Genomic DNA, 16,077 nt, shown 5'->3' on the forward strand with positions numbered 1-16,077 from the left:
GCCACCCCGAACGACCAGGCGTGGTGACCGCGACGCACCCCCACCGGCCCCGCCGGTCGGACGCTACTCGGCATGGGCGCGGCGGGCGGTGGCGAACCGGCGCTGGTAGGCGGCGGGAGAGATCGACAACTCCCGCGCGAAGACGCGGCGGAGGCTCTCGTAACTCGGGAAGCCGGCCAGGGACGCCGCCTGCGTCGCGGTGTACCCCTGGTCGAGCAGCGACTTCGCGATGTCGAACCGGATCGACTCGACGTACCGGGCCGGCGTGGTGTGCAGTTCCTCCCGGAACAACCTCGTGAGGTGGCGCGTACTGACGTTGAGACGTCCGGCGAGTTCGGCGAGGGAATAGTTGCCGGCGGGATCCGCCGTCACCAGGTCGACGACCCTGCGCAGGGCGGGCGACCGGGGCGGCGGACCCTGGAGGGGAGCGGAGAACTGTGACTGACCGCCCGCCCGTTGCAGGTAGACCACCAGGGAGCGGGCCACCTCCCGGCTCACGTCGGGACCGTGGTCCTCCTCGACGAGAGCGAGCGCCAGGTCGATGCCGGCGGTGACTCCCGCCGAGGTGTACGTGGTCCCGTCGCGCACGTAGATGGCGTCGGGTTCGACGCGGGTCTTCGGGTGCCGGGCGGCGAGTTCGCTCGTGATCTTCCAGTGGGTGGTCGCCCGCTTGCCGTCCAGAAGGCCGGACGCGCCCAGGACGAAGGCACCGGAGCACACGGAGGCGACCCGGCCGGAACGGGCCGAGAGATCCCTGGCGGCTTCGACCAGATCGCGCGTGACGGGGGTCCTGGGGTAGACGTCTCCGCCCGGTACCAGGAAGGTGTCGGGGTCCGGCTCCGTGGCGGCGCTGCCGTCGACGGCGATCCGCATGCCGATCGAGGAGGCGACGTCGGCACCCGTCGTCGACACCAGGTCGATCCGGTAGTCGGCACCGAGAAGATTCGCTTCCCCGAAGACTTCGGCGGGGCCGACGACGTCCAGCAGTTTGACCCCGTCGTAGACGAGGATCGCTACTCGATGCGTGTCGGCGCTCACAGGGCCATCCCGGGGTGGCTGGATCCGAGTGGTTCATGGCCGGACCGAGGCGGCGCCGGGGGCCGCGTGGTCGGCACCGTGGAGAACGGACGCACGGTCCACTCGTAGCACATCGCGCCGGAAAGCATGGACATCATGAGCGACATCATCGCAGGGGTGGAAATACCCGATACCTCGGCTGTCGCGGAGGCCACGGAGTTTCTCTCGGAGAGGGCGATGTTTCACGACAGCGACCAGCTGGACGAGGTCGTCGCCGCTCATCCGCGCGGGGATTTCACGAAGGAATTCCTCAAGGCATTCGTCGACGGCCTCAAAGACCGCCCGGACACCACTTACGGCACCGTCAATGAGCGCATCGTCAATGCTCCCCGGCCGCGGTGACCCGGCAGCAGCCAGGATCGAGTCGATGCAACCGCCACGTTCTCGCCGCACCCCTCGTCGTCTGAGCCGACGCGCCGCGTTCGGCGTGCTGACGGTCACCACCGTCGTACTGATGGCGACCGCGAGCGCACCCTCCCCGATCTATCCCCTGTACCGGGAGCGCTGGGACTTCTCGGTCACCATGGTGACGGTCGTCTTCGCCATGTACGTCGTGGGGCTGCTCGGAGCCCTGCTGACCCTGGGCCCGGTGAGCGACCGCCTGGGCCGCCGCCCCGTGCTGCTCGCCGCGCTCCTGCTGGCGGCGGTCAGTACGGCGATCTTCTGGACGGCCGGCGGTGTCCTGTCCCTGGTGATCGCACGGACGGTGCAGGGCGTCGCCACCGGAACCGCCATCGGAGGGCTGGCCGCCGGGCTGGTCGACTTCTCCCCGGCGAGACGCCCGCATGCGGGGACCACGGTGACGGCGGTCGGGACGAGCGTCGGCCTGGCCGCCGGCGCCGCGGTGGTGGGGCTGCTGGTCCAGTCGCTCACCCACCCGGACACCTACGTCTTCGCCGTACTCACCTGCGTATTCCTGCTCCTCGCGGCGGCGGTGTGGTACATCCCCGAGACAGTCGCACCGCCGGCCGGCGCGCCGCCCCGGCTCCGCGCGAGGGTGCGGATTCCGCACGGTTCCCGGCCCCGGTTCCGGGCCGCCGTACCCGCTCTCGTGGCGGGCTGGTCCGTCACAGGGCTGTTCCTCGCTCTGACCCCCTCCGTGGTCGCCGGCGTCCTCCACGTCACCTGGGGAGCCGCGGGCGGGCTCGACATCGCCGCGCTGTTCCTCGCCGGCGGTACGGGCGGCATCTGGTCCGCCCGGCACACGGTGCGGCGGGCCACCCTGCTGGGCGCCCTCCTTCTGACCCTGGGATCGGCCGGACTGGCGGTGGCCATCGCCGTGCCGTCCCCGGCCGTCTACGCGTGCGGGGCCGTCGTCGCGGGGCTGGGGGTCGGACTGACCTACAACGGCAACCTCCGCGCCATCGGCGAGGTCACCGCCGCGCGGTCACGATCGGAGGTGTTCTCCGCCGTGTACGTCGTCAGCTACGCGGCGCTCAGTCTTCCCGCCCTCGCGGCCGGCCTCCTGGCACCGGCATGGGGTCTGAGGACCACCAGCTTTCTCTACGTCGCGTTCGTCGGCTCTCTGTCGCTGCTCGCACTGGTCCACGCGGCCCGGTCACATACCGACGGGCCCACGGCCCGCGACACCGCGTCCCCGCGGGAGGCGGGGCCGGCTGTCACACCTCGCTCACCCACGAGCGGCGACGATTCCCCCTCGAAGACCCACTGACGTATCCACGTCCCACCTCTCTCACCGCACACCAGAAAAGGAGTACTCGTGCGAGCCATCCTGTCCGGGACCGCGAAGCCGGGGTCACAGGACTGGCCATGGAAGACCTGCTCCATCCGCACGCCGCGGGCTTCACCCGAGGAAACCTCGACTGGCCGCCCGCAACCTGTACCGACCGCGCCGGCCGTGAGGTCTCGGGAGTGGTGACGGAATTGGGCTGAGGAACGACCCGCCTCAGGCGTCGGCCAGCGCGTCGTCGGCCTGCCTGTTCGACAACGCACGCCCTCTTCTCTCCCGCGATGGACGGGTTGACTCCGCAGTTGGTGCCCTGTGGGTTGTCCCCGCGGGCACCTGCGCTGCCGGTGTCCGCCTGGACTTCTTGGGCGTGCTGTGGGCCACCACCATCCAGCGTGAAGTCCCCGAGGAGACCCTGTCGCGGGTCAGTTCCTACGACTGGCTCGGCTCTCTCGCTCTCGCCCCGCTCGGCCCCGTCCTGGCAGGACCCGCCGCCGACACGTTCGGCACCGACCGGATGCTGCTGGTGTGCGCGGGCCTGATCACCAGCGCCACCCTTGCCGCACTCCTGTCTCCCAGCGTGCGGTCGCTGCGAACAAATGCCCGAAGCGCGAGGCATCCCGCACCCGCACCCCGCACTGAGAACGCGGGTCCGGCTCAAGTGAACGAGCCACCAGGCGAGGCGACGCGCGATGGGTTCTCCTCATGAGGTCGGCGCGCGATGCTGCGCACCCGCGTTCGCGAAGGCGCCAACGTCGACCGCACCTTCAACGTGCGACCGAGTCCCAACGTGACCGCCACGGACGAATCCTTTCACGTCACGTCGTCACCCCCTGACCTCGCACGCCCCCAGGAGTGCTTACGTTTTCCACGGCACCGTCACCACCGCTCCAGTCGGGTTATGGCTCCGAGCATGACCCACCGGACGATGACATAGGGTTCCCGCATGCAGTTGGACGAGGGGCGCAGGGCAGCCGAGGCCGGGGACTGGGTGGGCGCGGGACACGCCTTCGTCCGGGCTGCCATGGAGGGCAGCGCGGAGGGTGCCGAACTGGCGACCCGGGTGACCGTCGAGCTTGTACCACTGGCGGACGGCGGGTCGGCGGAGGCCGCCGCACTGCTCGCCGGGATCTACCTGGAGTACTTCGACGAGTCGGCCCTGCCCATGGCCGTGCGTTATGCCCGTGCGGCGGCCGAGGCCGGGCTCCCGGCCGGACAGCGCACCTACGGGCACATGCTCGCGACGGGTCTCGGCGTCGAGGAGGACCGCGCGCGTGCCGCTGAGTTGTTCCGGGCGGCCGCCGAGGGCGGGGACGCCTACGGCATGTTCAACCTCGCCCAGCTGACCGACGACACCGACGAGTCCCTGCGACTGTTCGAGACCGCCGCACGCGAGGGGATCGTGCCCGCAGGCGCGGTCCTCGCCGACCGGCTGTCGGCGCTGGACCGGGACGAGGAAGCGCTGCGCTGGTACGTCTGGGCTGCCGAGCGTGGGCACACGGGGGCGATGAACGCCGCAGCGTGCTGGTATCGCGACGGCTTCGGTACCACGCCGGACCCGGTGCAGGCAGTGCGCTGGTTCTTCGTCATGCTCGCGCACGGCGACGGAAACGGCATCCACGAGGCGATCCAGCTGGCGAAGGCCGGGGCCCTGGACGAGGAGCAGATCCGCGAAGCGGGGCGACTCGCCGGAGACCCCGGGTCGGCGGAGGCGCTGATCGGCACGGTCCTGGGCGGCAGCCGAACCTGAAGCGTTCAGCAGGTCCTGGTCTGCTGGTGGTACAACCACTCGGCCCCACGGCACCGATTGCAGCCGTGAGGCCGTTCGGAACACGAGCATGCTGAGCGCTCCGAAAAGCTTCGGCGGTTGGATCGCGGACATCCCCGACTACGACGGGCGCCCACCGAACTGCCAGTTGTGCACCTCGATGTCGGCGTACCGGTCCGGGGTCAGGATGGTACGTGCCGTGTCCGGGGCCGGCGCGCGGACCAACGCCGCCGTGCCCAGCCAGGTGGCGCCGTCGTCGGACAGCAGCGGCCCGTAAGCGATCAGCTCGTCCTGGTCGGACGGAACCGCAAGGTCTGCGGCCTGCCCCGTGCCGAGTCCGAGCACCAGGTACCGATTGCCACCGGTCCGGCCGCCGGGGAAGTCCCACATGGTGCGCCCCAGCGTGTTGCGCCACCGTCGCAGCAGCACGTCCCGGTAGACGCCGGCCTGGTAGTTGGGCTCGTCAAAGGCGAACGCGCGGGCAGCGGCGGGATCGGGCAGGTCGACGATGTGCACGCTGCCGGTGGGTGTGTCGCCGTCGTCGGCGAGGGTCGGACCCCGGGCGATCATCTCCTTCGCGTACCGGTCCATGTAGGACCAATGCGCTTCCGACAGCGCGTAGCGCAGCGGCATAGAGCCGGGCCGGTCGCGGTGGTAGCAGATGAACTCCATGCCCGAAGGATCTCTGCGAGGAGGTAACCAGGTCGATCGGATTTCCCTGGGAGTCGACGTGGGTCTCACCAGAGAACGACGGAGCACCACACCCATACGGCCGCGAGGAGCAGCTCGGCGACACCGCCGGCCGGGGTTCGGCGGCTCGCCGTCGCAGTGCCGGCCAGCTCGTTGTGACGCGCAGTGATGATCTGTGCCAGCACCTGCTGCCGATCGGTGGGTCCGGCCGGCCAGCCGGCGTAGGCGTCGAGGCGGACGCTGGGACCGCTGTTGAGCCGGAGCAGAGGTCCCTGTCCGGGCAGCCACGTCATGTCAGCGATATCGCTGAAGGGGATGTGCCACCGGGAGAAGCGGTTTCGCAGAGTCAGTGTCGTTTCGTCTGCCTCGATGCGTGCGCACAGGCCCAGTCTCCAAGCGACGTATGCCCCAGTCGCCGCGAGCGTGCAGAACGGAACACGGCGCCAGGGTTCCAGGTGCCAGGCTTCCCGCAGCAACTCGGCGCAGAACGCCAGCCACACAAGCAGTCCGATCGCCCAGCAGATCGTCTTGCCCATACACCTGGACGCGATCTGAATGTGCCGGACGTCCACTGCCTCGTGTGGCACGTGCCCTCCTTGTGTCTGTGCGTCCGCGGATCATAATCAGCGCCCGCGCGCGGAGACCACTGCGTCACGCGCCAGTCCAGCAAGCTGATCTCGGGGCAACCTGCTCCCGCGACAGCTCCGCCGCTGTTCGGCGTGTCCAAGCCGGCCGCCGACCGCATCATCGATCGCCCGGCACCGCAAGGTCCGCGCCCGCATCGAGCCGGCGAGGTGTCCATCACGCCGTACTCGGCATCGCGCGTGCTGGGTGAACAAGGCGTGCTCCGTCACCCGCCAAGATCATGGCGCAGCAGCCCTCAGGCCGGACTCGGGGGCGTGCAGCCGTCCCGTCAGGTGCACTCGACTTGGGGTCCTACCGGTGTCCAGTCGGACGGTCCCCGGTCGCCGACCGCCCGGACCCGGAAGCACCAGGCCGACGAACGGCTGCGGCAGGCGTTTACGGACACCGGGCTGGACACCACAGACTGCGCCCCCCGGGTGGTCGCTGACCGGGCCACGGCCGAGCGGTCCGGATTCACCGGCTCCCCGACGGTCCTCATCGACAGCGGCGACCCGTTCCCCGAGCCTGGCACCACCCCGTCGCTCGTCGGCCGGCTCTGCCGAACCCCCACGGGCCCGGCCGGCGCAACCGGCCTTGACCAGCTCCGGCAAGGCAAGCTCTCCAGGAAGCCGCCGGCGCTGCGGGCCGACGGCCCCGCCCCGCTCGGCAGAAAGATCAGCGTGCCGTTGTCTCTCCGGGCCAGGACCGCAGGCCGGGCCCTCGTTCGGCGGACAGCGCGAGCAGCGCCTCGCTCGTTGTGCGGGCGTGGAGAACGAGCACACGGTTGTGGACGGTGGTGGTCAGGCGGCGTTTCCGGAGCCCGTAGTGGCCCGGGCGTACGGGGCGGGGCAGCTGCGCCGCGCCCTGAGGTTCCGTATCGAGGCCGCTCTGGCCTGGCGCCTTGGAGTGCTGCCCAGGCCCTCAGCGTCGCCCGACTCGGCGAGCTCCGGCGGACCAGGCGATGCGTCGGCTGATGCCAGCTCGTAGGCTGCGGCCATGACCGAGATCCAGACCCCGACGCCCCGCGACGCCTTCGAGCTGCTGCTGGCCGGTAACCAGCGCTTCGTCGCCGGCATCCCCGAGCACCCGAACCAGGACGCCACCCGCCGCACCGAGATCGCACCGGCCCAGCAACCCTTCGCTGTGCTGTTCGGGTGTTCCGACTCCCGGCTGGCAGCCGAGATCATCTTCGACCGCGGCCTGGGAGATCTGTTCGTGGTACGCACCGCGGGCCACGTCATGGGCGCGGAAGTGCTGGGCAGCATCGAGTACGGCGTGGACGTGCTGGGCTGCCCGCTGGTCGTGGTGCTCGGTCACGACTCGTGCGGCGCGGTCGGCGCAGCGTGCGCGGCGCTGGAGGACGGCATGGCGCCGACCGGATACGTCCGGGACGTCGTCGAGCGGGTGACTCCCAGCGTGCTGGCAGCGCGGGCCGCCGGGCGGGTGGAGCCGCAGGAGATTCTCGCCGAGCACGTAAGGCACACCGTCGACCTGCTGCTGGACCGTTCCCGGGTACTTGCTGAGAAGGTTGCCGCTGGTCAGGCCGCCGTGGTCGGCCTGTGCTACCGCCTGGCCGACGGCAGCGCACAGCTCGTCGCGTCCCGCGGTCTCGATGCGGCGGTCCCCACCGCATCCTGACCGCCCCACCCGCGGCTACTCAGTGCGAGGTTACGTCGCGGACGCCGCCAGCCTCCTGGTCGGCGTCGGCTTCCTGCTCGGCGTCCGTTCCACCCTGCGGCTGCCTGGAGGGGCATCCCGCTGAGCAACGGGACGCCCTCGCCGCCGAGACGCAGGGCCGCGGGCGTCGACTGGCGCCTCATGGCCTACGCGAAGCCCTGCACGCCTTCCACGACCGGCCGATCGACCAGACCCTGCTCCCCGGCGTCGGCTACCACCCGCAGGACGCGCAGCGAGCCTGTCGTGACATCGTCGACCAGCTCGCAGAGTGCCTGCCCGAGACGGAATGAGCCCTGCAAGGTGTGTGCGGTCCCGCAGGCGGCCTCACGCGGCGGCTCTGTGACCTGCGCCTTCCCCGCTGGTTCTCGGACCACTCCGTCGGCGGGCCGTCTCAACTGCGCTGCGCTACCCCGTGGTTCGTAGGGCCAACGATGAAGTGCACGCCGTTGACCTGCCGCGACGACCTTCACCTCGCCCTCGGCGGGCACCCAGGTAGCCCGCCCTACTTCGGTGCCTGAAAGCCGCCGATCTTCTGCTCGAGCAGTTCGGCCAGCCGCAGCGGCGTGCGGTCCTCGAACATCGGGCCGATGAGCTGCACTCCCACCGGCAGACCCTCGGGGGACAGGCCCGCTGGTATGGCGGTGGCGGGTAGACCGGGCATGGTGGCCAGACCGGCCCAGACGAGCTGGTCGAAGTACGGGTACGCGACGCCGTCGATGTCGATCCGACGTTTCATCAGGTCGGGGTTGTGGTCGTGCGGGAACGCGGGAGTGGGCGTGATGGGACACACCACGGCGTCGAACTCGGCGAAGAACTGCCGCCAGCCATGGCGGTGGAGCTCGCGAAAGCTGTTCGACTGGATCCAGTCGCGGTGGCTGAACACCATGCCGCGCAGCCGCGCCGCATCGAGACTCCGGTCGTCTGCGCTCAGTCCGGCGGCGCGGGCCTGCAACTGCTCGTACGATTCGACGGGAAAACGTGCAACGGAGCCCGAAAACAGGAACTGCGTGTAGAGCACCGCGGCTTCGGTCAGATCGGGCAGCAGCGGACTGTCCCGCTCGACGCGGGCACCGCCGTCGACAAGCGCCTCGGCGACCCGGTTCACGCCCGCCCGCACGGCGGACCCGGTCGGAATGAGCGGATGCTCGTCGAGGACCAGGACCCGGAAGTCGCGGAGCCGTTCGTGGCGCGCGGGCGGCAGCGTCAGGTGGTACGCCAGACCGAGCGTCAGCGGGTCCGGTCCGGCCATGACGTCGAGCAGGAGCGTGAGGTCGCGAGCGGTGCGCGCCATCGGACCGACGACGGCGAGGTCGTGCTCGACCGGCAGGGTCGGCCCCGCCGGCGGGACCATGCCGCGGCTCGCCGCCAGCCCGAGTGTCGGCTTGTGCGCGTAAACGCCGCAGAAATGCGCGGGGGTGCGCAACGAACCGGCGAGGTCGGAGCCGATGGACAGCGCGCCGAATCCGGACGCCAGGGCCGCCGCCGAGCCGCCGGAGGATCCGCCCGACGTACGGCGGTGGTCCCACGGGTTGTTGGTGGTGCCGTAGATCTCGTTGAAGCTCTGCACATCTTGCAGCCCAAAGGGCACATTGGTCTTACCGAGCACCACCGCGCCCGCGGCCTTGAGCCGCGAGACCTGCACCGCGTCCTCGGCCGGCAGGTAGTTCCGGTGCAGCGGCATGCCCCAGGTCGTGGGCAGCCCGGCGATGTTGTAGGACTCTTTGACCGTCACCGGAATGCCGAGCAGCGGCCGGTCCTCACCGCGGGCGCGCGCCTGGTCGGCGCCGCGCGCGGCGGCCCGCGCACGCTCGAAGTCCGGCACACATATCGCGTTGATCGCCTTGTCGTCCCGCTCAATACGGGTGATCGCGTCGTCAGTCAGTTCCGCCGAGGTCACTTCACCGGCACGCAATGCAGCCGCCAGTTTTTCGGCCGTCGCACAATTCCACTCCATGAATCCGACCGTATCGGCCACTGGAAGAGGCCATAAAATGCCGCTTCACACAATGGGTTAGCCCGGTATACGCGGCCAGCTGTCCGACCTCACGAACGTGGCCGTTCCCGGGCCACCCTCTGCCGGGAGCGCGGGAGCGCGGGAGCGCGGGAGCGCGGGAGCGCGGGAGCGCGGGAGCCGCAGGGCCGGGCCGGCTAGTGGATCCCCCGATTACGGCTCCTGTCACCGGTACTGGCCCCCGATGCCGGGGGAGTACGCGGGGGACTGCTGAACCAGATCCTGTCCAACGACGGCTACGTCCTGGGCGTTCGGTGTTCAACATGCTCTGGGCCTGGTCCAGGTGGCCGGGTTCGCGACGGGCGGCGCACTGCCGGCGCTACTGTCCCCCCCCGGACTGTCTGCTCCTCGCGGCGGCGCTGTACCTGATGTCGGCCCTCGTCACCCGCCTGGGTCTCACGGCCCGCCGCCCGCCGCGCTCCTTGGGCCGCCCGTCAGTCTCGGCGACCTGGCGCACCAACGCCCTCCTGTGGTCCTCGCGCCCCCGCCGCCTGACCTACCTGGGCCTGTGGGTCCCCAACGGCCCGATGGTCGGGAGCGATTCGCTCTACGCCTCCTACGCCTCCTACGCCCCCGGAGTCGCCGGCACGCTGTACGCGTTCGGGGCGCTGGGCATGTTCCTGGGCGACATGGCGGTGGGCCGCCTGGTGCCGCCCGGGATGCGCCCCCGTCTCGCGACCCCGCTGCGCCGGCTGCTGGCGGTTCCCTACCTGCTCTTCGTGCTACGGCCGGGAGCGGCGCTGTCGGCCGTAGCCGTCACCGTCGCTTCCGTCGGCTTCGCCGCGAGCCTGGTCCTGCGAGAACGTCTGATGTCCCTCACCCCCCAGCGACCTCGCGGGCCGGGCCCTCGGCCTGCACGCCACCGGCATGTCCGCCCTCCAGGGCGTCGGCGCGGCACTCGCGGGCACGCTGGCCCAACTGACCTCCCCGGCCACGGCGATGACGCTGATGGCCGCCGCCTCGGTCACCGTGACCCTGACCCTCGCGGCGCTGGGCAGGCACGAGGAACGACAGCCGGCCGTCCCCGGTACCCGCCTGGACGGCCTGCCCGAACCCGCCGCCACGGACTAGGAAGGGATCAGGTAGGGGATGCCCCCGTTCACCGAAAACGGGGTTCCGGCACAGAACTCATCCACTTCCTGATCCTCGGCCATGATCGTGACGGGTACCCGCTCCGGCGCGGTCGCCGCACCGACTGCCGCCCGCCGGAGCACTACCTTCAACCGGCGCCGCAACCGTCCGGAGGAGCCTTGCCCGGCACGAGACCCTGTGGCGTCTTTCGATGCCTGATCCTCAGCCGGGTCGCTTGGCCATGACGACCAGACCCGGCCCGCTCTGCTCATCCGCAGGGAGCCGAAGTTCGGCGACCGGGCGCAGTCCAGCCTGCTCGATCAGGTCCACGAGTTGTTCCGGCCGCCATTTGTGTGTCGTCCAACGAACGGGTACACCTCCGTAGGCCTCGGTGCGCACAAAGTCCCCGTCGCCGACGTGTGTTGCGGTGATGAAGTGTCCGCCAGGCTTCAACGCGCGTGCGAACAGGGCGAGAACCTGAGGAAGGACGTCACGGGGGAGGTTGAACAGTGACCACCACCCGAGCACGCCGCCAAGAGACGCTTCATCAAGGTCGAGGTCGGTGGCAGAGGCGACGCTGAAGCGGCATTGCGGATGAAGACGGCGCGCGTTCTCGATCATCCGAGGAGAGAGATCCACCCCGGACACGTCGAGTCCGCGTTCGGCAAGGTAGGCGGTCACCGTTCCGGGCCCGCAGCCGACGTCGAGGACAGGACCAAGCTCGCTCACGGTGTCAGCGAAGGCGTCGATTGATGCCTTGAGCCATGGATGGCTACGGATGTCACCGACTCCCGTCGTCAGCACCATGTGGGCGTAGTTGTCGGCCACCCGGTCGTAGGACTCACGTACCACGTCGAGATCGGCTGGGCGGTCAATAGGATGTGCGCGCATCACCCAACGATAGGACAGCGCGGCGGTGTTGGGACTGGTACAGCGGTCAACGCCCCAAGCCGTCGATCATGGCTCGGCTGTGTCGGGTGCTCTGGGGGGCCCAGCACTGCGAGCGCGCTGACGTGACCGGCGAGCTGCCCGGCCAACGTGGCCGGCGAGGCCGCTACGCCGCATGGTCCTCGGTAGCGATGCGCTGCACGGCATCGAGGAATCGGTCCGCCGCGCGATGGACACCTGAGCCAACGTTCGCTGCCTCGCTCCGCACCGTACGGACCATGTCCATCGTGCCGAGCATCACCGGCGAGGCTGCTCAAGGAACGATGTGAGTCATGTCCGACCGCGTAGATCCCTGCTCCCCATGGAGCTCGTACTTCCGTTCAGTGACCGGATCCCCGTCCCACGGTGGGCCGCGGAGCGAGCCTTCGCCCATCTGCCCTGACTCCGCCGCCTGCGGATCCGCTGGGCGATACCTGACAACATCCACGAAGCCTTATTCACCCTTGGATGCCTCGGTCCCTTGCGGAGGCGTCTCGCCATGCCACGACGGCAGACGGTGGCCCCTGCACCGCAGGGCCTATGAAGCAAAGAAACCCGGTCAGTGCACGCGGTCACCGCACACCGCCGGAATCAGGACGGCGCCGGGCGGCAGTTCGCCCGGACGCCGTCCCCTCACCCGCAGGCACGCCTCGAGAGAGCCCTCCACAGTGGGGTATTCGAGGGCAACCTCGTCCAGCACGGCGATCTCACCGCCGAGGTGCAGTTCCGCCGCGTGCACACCGCCCGGGAAACGGCCGACCAGGGCCCCGAAGGCTGCCGTGTCATGGCCGTCGGCGACGCACTCTCGGATCTCGAAGCGCCAGTGCTCGGCCGCATCAGCGAGCAGCGCCCTGCCTCGCTTGCCCAGTCCGGCGAGGAGAGGTGTGCGGGCTCGCAGGTGGTGGGCGATGGCACAGCAGATCGGGACCGCTGTGCCGTAGGCCGTCGTAACCCGCGTGTACTCGGCGTGGGGATAGGACGACAGCGCCTCATCGACCAGCCCCAACGCAGTGTCCCGGGCCGCCGGGTGACCCTGCTGAGCGATGTCCAGGAGGAGAGGTGTGGCGACCGCGGCCGCCGGAAACACCGCGGCACTGTGACCGTGGACGATTCCGCCGCCGCCGAGCAGCGAGCCGGCCTCCGCCGCCTCCACCAGATTCGCCGCATCGGCCAGGGTCCGCAGACCTCGCTCGGCACGAGCCGGTTCATACCAGTCGGGATGGCCCGGTATGGCACCCCAGTCCACCGCGTCGATCGCATCCAGCACGACAGCATCCTCGCACCCGGTTGCTACCCACCGCCCCGGGAACCGACGTCACCCCGTCACGACTTCCAGGACGCCGCTTCTTATGGCCGTGGCCGGTCGTCACAGGCCGGTCGAGGCACTGATAGAACTCGTTCATGACCTATCGGTTCGTGGCACGTGCGGCTGGCGCGGAGACAGACCCCGACGGTGACTTCATGGAGGCCGGTGTCGCAGAAGGGGAGGACGGCAGCGGTTTCGTCATGCTGTTCATGTGCGACGGTACGGAGCCGGACGACCAGGAGATGTCACTCGCAATGGACACACATTGCCTGGTCACGGCTAATCAGGGCACGGCATACGGATGCGTGCGAACGGCGGTGCTGAGCGGCCACGTTCTGCGCGTCTCCCTGGACGCGTCGGCACTGGCGGCGTTGGGCCTGGAGGACACGGAGATCGAAGCAGTCCTCGAAGCACCGACCGAGGACATCGCCAGGTTCCGCGAGGTCCTGCCGCAGGTGCTGGCTTACGGACGGGAGGATGCACGTCCAGAACGCGTCGAGGTCTGACTGTCTGCGCTGACGGTAACGACTCCTAAAAGATGAGGCATCTGGGCCTCCAGGAATGACGGGGTGTCAGTTCTCGGTGATGCTGGCCGAGGGGGTGCGAGCCAGTCGAGACGAGGAAGACCGCTGCCAGACCGTGGAAGATCGAAGACGAGTTGTGGGCGCGCATCGAGCCGCTGCTGCCGGCTGTCCCGCGTAATCCGCGGCGTCCAGGTCGTAAGCGTCTGGATGGTCGCAAGGTGCTGTGCGGGATCCTGTTCGTGCTGTACACCGGGATCCGCTGGGAGTATCTGAGCCAGGAGCTGGGCTTCGGCTCGGGGATGACCCGATGGCGACGGGCTGAGGGACTGGGACGAGGCCGGAGTCCGGCAGCGCCTGCACGAGCTGCTGCTGTCCGAGCCGCGGGCCGCAGACCTGCTGGACTTCTCCCGCGCAGCGGTCGACTCCAGCCACGTCCGCGCGATGAAGGGCCGGTCGGCCACCGGTCCGTCCCCGGTGGACCGGGGCAAGGCCGGCAGCAAGAACCATCTGATCGTGGAGGCGCACGGCATCCCGCTCGCGGCAATCACCACCGGCGGCAACCGCAACGACGTCACCCAACTGATCCCGCTGATCCAGGACGTCTCGCCGATCCGCGGCAAGCGCGGACAGCCACTGCGCCGCCCCAAGCACCTGCACGCCGACCGCGGCCATGACCACGAGGTCTACCGGGACAAGGTCCGCCGGTTCCAGATCACCCCGCACCTCGCCCGGCGCGGCACCGGGCACGGCTCCGGCCTGGGCGTGTACCCCTGGGTCACGGAAGAAGCGATCGCGCTGCTGCACTGGTTCCGCCGCCTGCGCATCCGCTGGGAGATCCGCGACGACATTCATCACGCGTTCGTCAGCCTTGGCTGCGCCGTCATCTGCTGGCGACGACTGTTGACCGCATTTTGTTGAGAGTAAGGGCAGGCTTTGCGCCCCGGGGGACGGCCTGCTCGATGCGTCAGAACGCATACGTGGCAGTCGGGCCCGCCCGGCCTCACATCCGGGATCTCAGCACGTCGACCTCACAGCCCGGCGCGAAGGGGTCGAAGCCGTGCTCGATCAGCCAGCGAACTATCAGCAGGCTTCGCAACGACCACCACGCGTGGATCACGTCGAGGTCGATGTCGATGCCATAGCCGGCGATGACGTCCTCGAGGTGCTCCTCGTGTCCGAGCGTGAAGGTGGCGAGGTCGTACAGGGCATCACCCTGGCCCGCCTCGGACCAGTCGATGATGCCGGTGACCTCGTCGCCGTCGACGAAGACGTGGTCGATCTGCAGGTCGCCGTGCGTGAACGCCGGAGTCCAAGGTCGGAGCGCGGCCTCGGCGACCTGGCGGTTGCGGGTGACCAGGTCGGCGGGCAGGACGCCGTTCGTCACGAGCAACTCGCACTCGTCGTCGAGTTCCGCCGCCAGCGCGACGCTGCTCCGGCCGGCCCGGCCGGGCCGGGCCGGCAACGGCGCGTCATGCAGCTTTCGGATGGCGGCGCCCGCCGCGGCCCACGCCGCCGGCGACCCGGTCGACGGCCCGCCGAGGCGCCCAAGCGTCGTCCCCGGGAGTGCAGCCATCGCGAGCACCGGAGGCTTACACCACAGGATCTCCGGGGTCGGGACCGGCGCCAGGGCCATCGCCTCGACCTCGACGTCGATGCGCCCCTGATCGGCGTCCACCTTCAGGAACACGTCGCCGACGCGCAGGGTCGCGCGCTCGGAATGGGCGACGACGACTTCGACCTCATCCATGGCCGACCAGTATCCCGGGGATGACCACCGACGTCGCCGGGTTTATCGCATGCGATGACGCGGCTGACCGCGTCCCGCTACCAGGCGGCCTCGTGCACGACACCGACCTCTGACCAGGCCAAGCCCACCACTTTTTGGCCGCGCAGTCGTGCTAAGAGCGCGACCGCTACCCACCCGATGGCGGCAAAAACATCGGTGGGATTCCGCCGAAGCACAAGTGCGGACTTCACTCCCTACACAGGGGCGCGGTACTCCTCGTGCGGCAGGGTCGTCAGGCTCTACTACGGCGGTACACCACCAACGCCAGGCATTACAACGTCCGTTGGGCCCCAGCGTGCGGCTCATGGCAACAGCGATGGGAATGGAGCGCCCGCCACCTCTCAGGTCGGGGACATCAGACCAAGCCGACGCACGACCGTGGGGCCCTGGTTCCGGCTCAACTTCTGTGGAGTGGTGGCGCAGGGTGCTGTCGACACCCTGCTCCAGAAGCCTTGCCTGTGATGATCGGCCCGGCAAGTCCTAGGCGGCCGGGATCAGCCGGAAGTACTGGCCGTCGACGAACACCGTGTCGGGACCGGGCACAGCGACAAGCTCGATCCGGTACCGCCTGCCGTCGATGTCGATGACGTTCTGCCCGTGGGCGATGGCGTTACGGATGCGCTGCACCAGTGCCTCGTCCACGACGACGGGGTGTGGGCCGAGTGCGGGGAACTGCTGTGAGCCGGTTGCGGGCACCGGGGGACCGCTGGTTGGTGCCAGGCTCGCGGCGTAGGCGCCGGGGACAGGGCCGAGGAGGGCTGCGAGCACGGCCAGGGCCGGCAGGGATCGCGTACTGATCATGCCGGATGAACGAGGCGGCGGCCATTCCGTTACGTCCAGTACGTCCCACGAGCCTCGCCGGGGTTCCCCATCACCCGGGCCCGCTGAGAGGGGGGCGATGGTGGGGGTCGGTCAGGACCCAGCGGTGG

Annotated in this window: 15 protein-coding genes and 2 pseudogenes; 9 read left to right on the top strand and 8 right to left on the bottom strand. The window is 69.7% G+C overall.

The genetic code is table 11. The features are described from left to right. Positions 1-63: 63 nt before the first annotated feature. Positions 64-1,038 carry a GlxA family transcriptional regulator gene (locus tag ACZ4WH_RS22520; protein WP_468183080.1) on the bottom strand — a complete coding sequence of 325 codons (975 nt, stop codon included), beginning with the start codon at positions 1,036-1,038 and terminating at the stop codon, positions 64-66. 135 nt (positions 1,039-1,173) lie between these two features. Between ACZ4WH_RS22520 and ACZ4WH_RS22525 the strand changes: the two genes are divergently transcribed. The 4 genes from ACZ4WH_RS22525 (at position 1,174) to ACZ4WH_RS22540 (ending at position 4,514) form a co-directional block, all read left to right on the top strand. Then, positions 1,174-1,419: a hypothetical protein gene (locus ACZ4WH_RS22525; RefSeq protein ID WP_468183082.1), complete on the top strand. Its 246-nt coding sequence runs from the start codon at positions 1,174-1,176 to the stop codon at positions 1,417-1,419. Positions 1,420-1,444: 25 nt separating this feature from the next. Then, the gene (locus ACZ4WH_RS22530; RefSeq protein WP_468183084.1) at positions 1,445-2,749 is read left to right on the top strand and encodes an MFS transporter; all 1,305 of its coding nucleotides are present in this window, start codon (positions 1,445-1,447) and stop codon (positions 2,747-2,749) included. A gap of 98 nt (positions 2,750-2,847) precedes the next feature. Further along, complete coding sequence (locus ACZ4WH_RS22535) at positions 2,848-2,970, top strand: hypothetical protein (RefSeq protein ID WP_468183086.1); 123 nt, start codon at positions 2,848-2,850, stop codon at positions 2,968-2,970. Positions 2,971-3,710: 740 nt separating this feature from the next. Next, complete coding sequence (locus ACZ4WH_RS22540; protein ID WP_468183088.1) at positions 3,711-4,514, top strand: tetratricopeptide repeat protein; 804 nt, start codon at positions 3,711-3,713, stop codon at positions 4,512-4,514. A gap of 138 nt (positions 4,515-4,652) precedes the next feature. Here ACZ4WH_RS22540 and ACZ4WH_RS22545 read toward each other — a convergent pair whose 3' ends face one another. Further along, positions 4,653-5,204 carry a YciI family protein gene (locus ACZ4WH_RS22545; protein ID WP_468183090.1) on the bottom strand — a complete coding sequence of 184 codons (552 nt, stop codon included), beginning with the start codon at positions 5,202-5,204 and terminating at the stop codon, positions 4,653-4,655. Between the two features lie 65 nt (positions 5,205-5,269). Next, a complete protein-coding gene (locus ACZ4WH_RS22550) occupies positions 5,270-5,758 on the bottom strand; it encodes a hypothetical protein (RefSeq protein ID WP_468183092.1) in 489 nt (162 codons plus the stop codon). A 1,084-nt stretch (positions 5,759-6,842) separates the two neighbouring features. On the opposite strand from ACZ4WH_RS22550, the gene ACZ4WH_RS22555 reads away from it, so the two are divergent. Further along, entirely contained in the window at positions 6,843-7,484 is a 642-nt protein-coding gene (locus ACZ4WH_RS22555) for a carbonic anhydrase (protein ID WP_468183094.1), read from the top strand. 116 nt (positions 7,485-7,600) lie between these two features. Continuing rightward, positions 7,601-7,813: pseudogene (locus ACZ4WH_RS22560) on the top strand (dienelactone hydrolase family protein); the annotation flags it as partial. A 212-nt stretch (positions 7,814-8,025) separates the two neighbouring features. On the opposite strand, the gene ACZ4WH_RS22565 reads toward ACZ4WH_RS22560, so the two are convergent. Then, complete coding sequence (locus tag ACZ4WH_RS22565; protein ID WP_468183196.1) at positions 8,026-9,477, bottom strand: amidase; 1,452 nt, start codon at positions 9,475-9,477, stop codon at positions 8,026-8,028. Between the two features lie 240 nt (positions 9,478-9,717). Here ACZ4WH_RS22565 and ACZ4WH_RS22570 point away from each other — a divergent pair. Then, positions 9,718-10,605 (top strand): annotated as a pseudogene (locus ACZ4WH_RS22570) (MFS transporter); the annotation flags it as partial. A gap of 222 nt (positions 10,606-10,827) precedes the next feature. Here the strand turns inward: ACZ4WH_RS22570 and ACZ4WH_RS22575 are convergent. Next, positions 10,828-11,496 (bottom strand): class I SAM-dependent DNA methyltransferase, encoded by a 669-nt coding sequence (locus ACZ4WH_RS22575; RefSeq protein ID WP_468183096.1) that lies wholly within the window; start codon positions 11,494-11,496, stop codon positions 10,828-10,830. Between the two features lie 595 nt (positions 11,497-12,091). Further along, complete coding sequence (locus ACZ4WH_RS22580; protein WP_468183098.1) at positions 12,092-12,799, bottom strand: hypothetical protein; 708 nt, start codon at positions 12,797-12,799, stop codon at positions 12,092-12,094. Positions 12,800-12,933: 134 nt separating this feature from the next. On the opposite strand from ACZ4WH_RS22580, the gene ACZ4WH_RS22585 reads away from it, so the two are divergent. Both ACZ4WH_RS22585 and ACZ4WH_RS22590 read left to right on the top strand, forming a co-directional pair. Further along, positions 12,934-13,344 carry an Imm10 family immunity protein gene (locus tag ACZ4WH_RS22585; RefSeq protein WP_468183100.1) on the top strand — a complete coding sequence of 137 codons (411 nt, stop codon included), beginning with the start codon at positions 12,934-12,936 and terminating at the stop codon, positions 13,342-13,344. Between the two features lie 140 nt (positions 13,345-13,484). After that, positions 13,485-14,280, top strand: a protein-coding gene (locus tag ACZ4WH_RS22590; RefSeq protein WP_468183198.1) for an IS5 family transposase whose coding sequence is annotated in 2 segments (ribosomal slippage) — positions 13,485-13,679 and positions 13,681-14,280 — 795 coding nt in all. Because the reading frame shifts where the segments join, the coding sequence is not laid out codon by codon here. Between the two features lie 82 nt (positions 14,281-14,362). Here ACZ4WH_RS22590 and ACZ4WH_RS22595 read toward each other — a convergent pair. Together ACZ4WH_RS22595 and ACZ4WH_RS22600 are read right to left on the bottom strand one after the other, a co-directional pair. Then, positions 14,363-15,109: a phosphotransferase family protein gene (locus ACZ4WH_RS22595; RefSeq protein WP_468183102.1), complete on the bottom strand. Its 747-nt coding sequence runs from the start codon at positions 15,107-15,109 to the stop codon at positions 14,363-14,365. Between the two features lie 519 nt (positions 15,110-15,628). Then, positions 15,629-15,949 carry a hypothetical protein gene (locus tag ACZ4WH_RS22600; protein WP_468183104.1) on the bottom strand — a complete coding sequence of 107 codons (321 nt, stop codon included), beginning with the start codon at positions 15,947-15,949 and terminating at the stop codon, positions 15,629-15,631. Positions 15,950-16,077: the final 128 nt, after the last annotated feature.

The sequence above is a fragment of the Streptomyces sp. NPDC029138 genome (assembly GCF_055564375.1).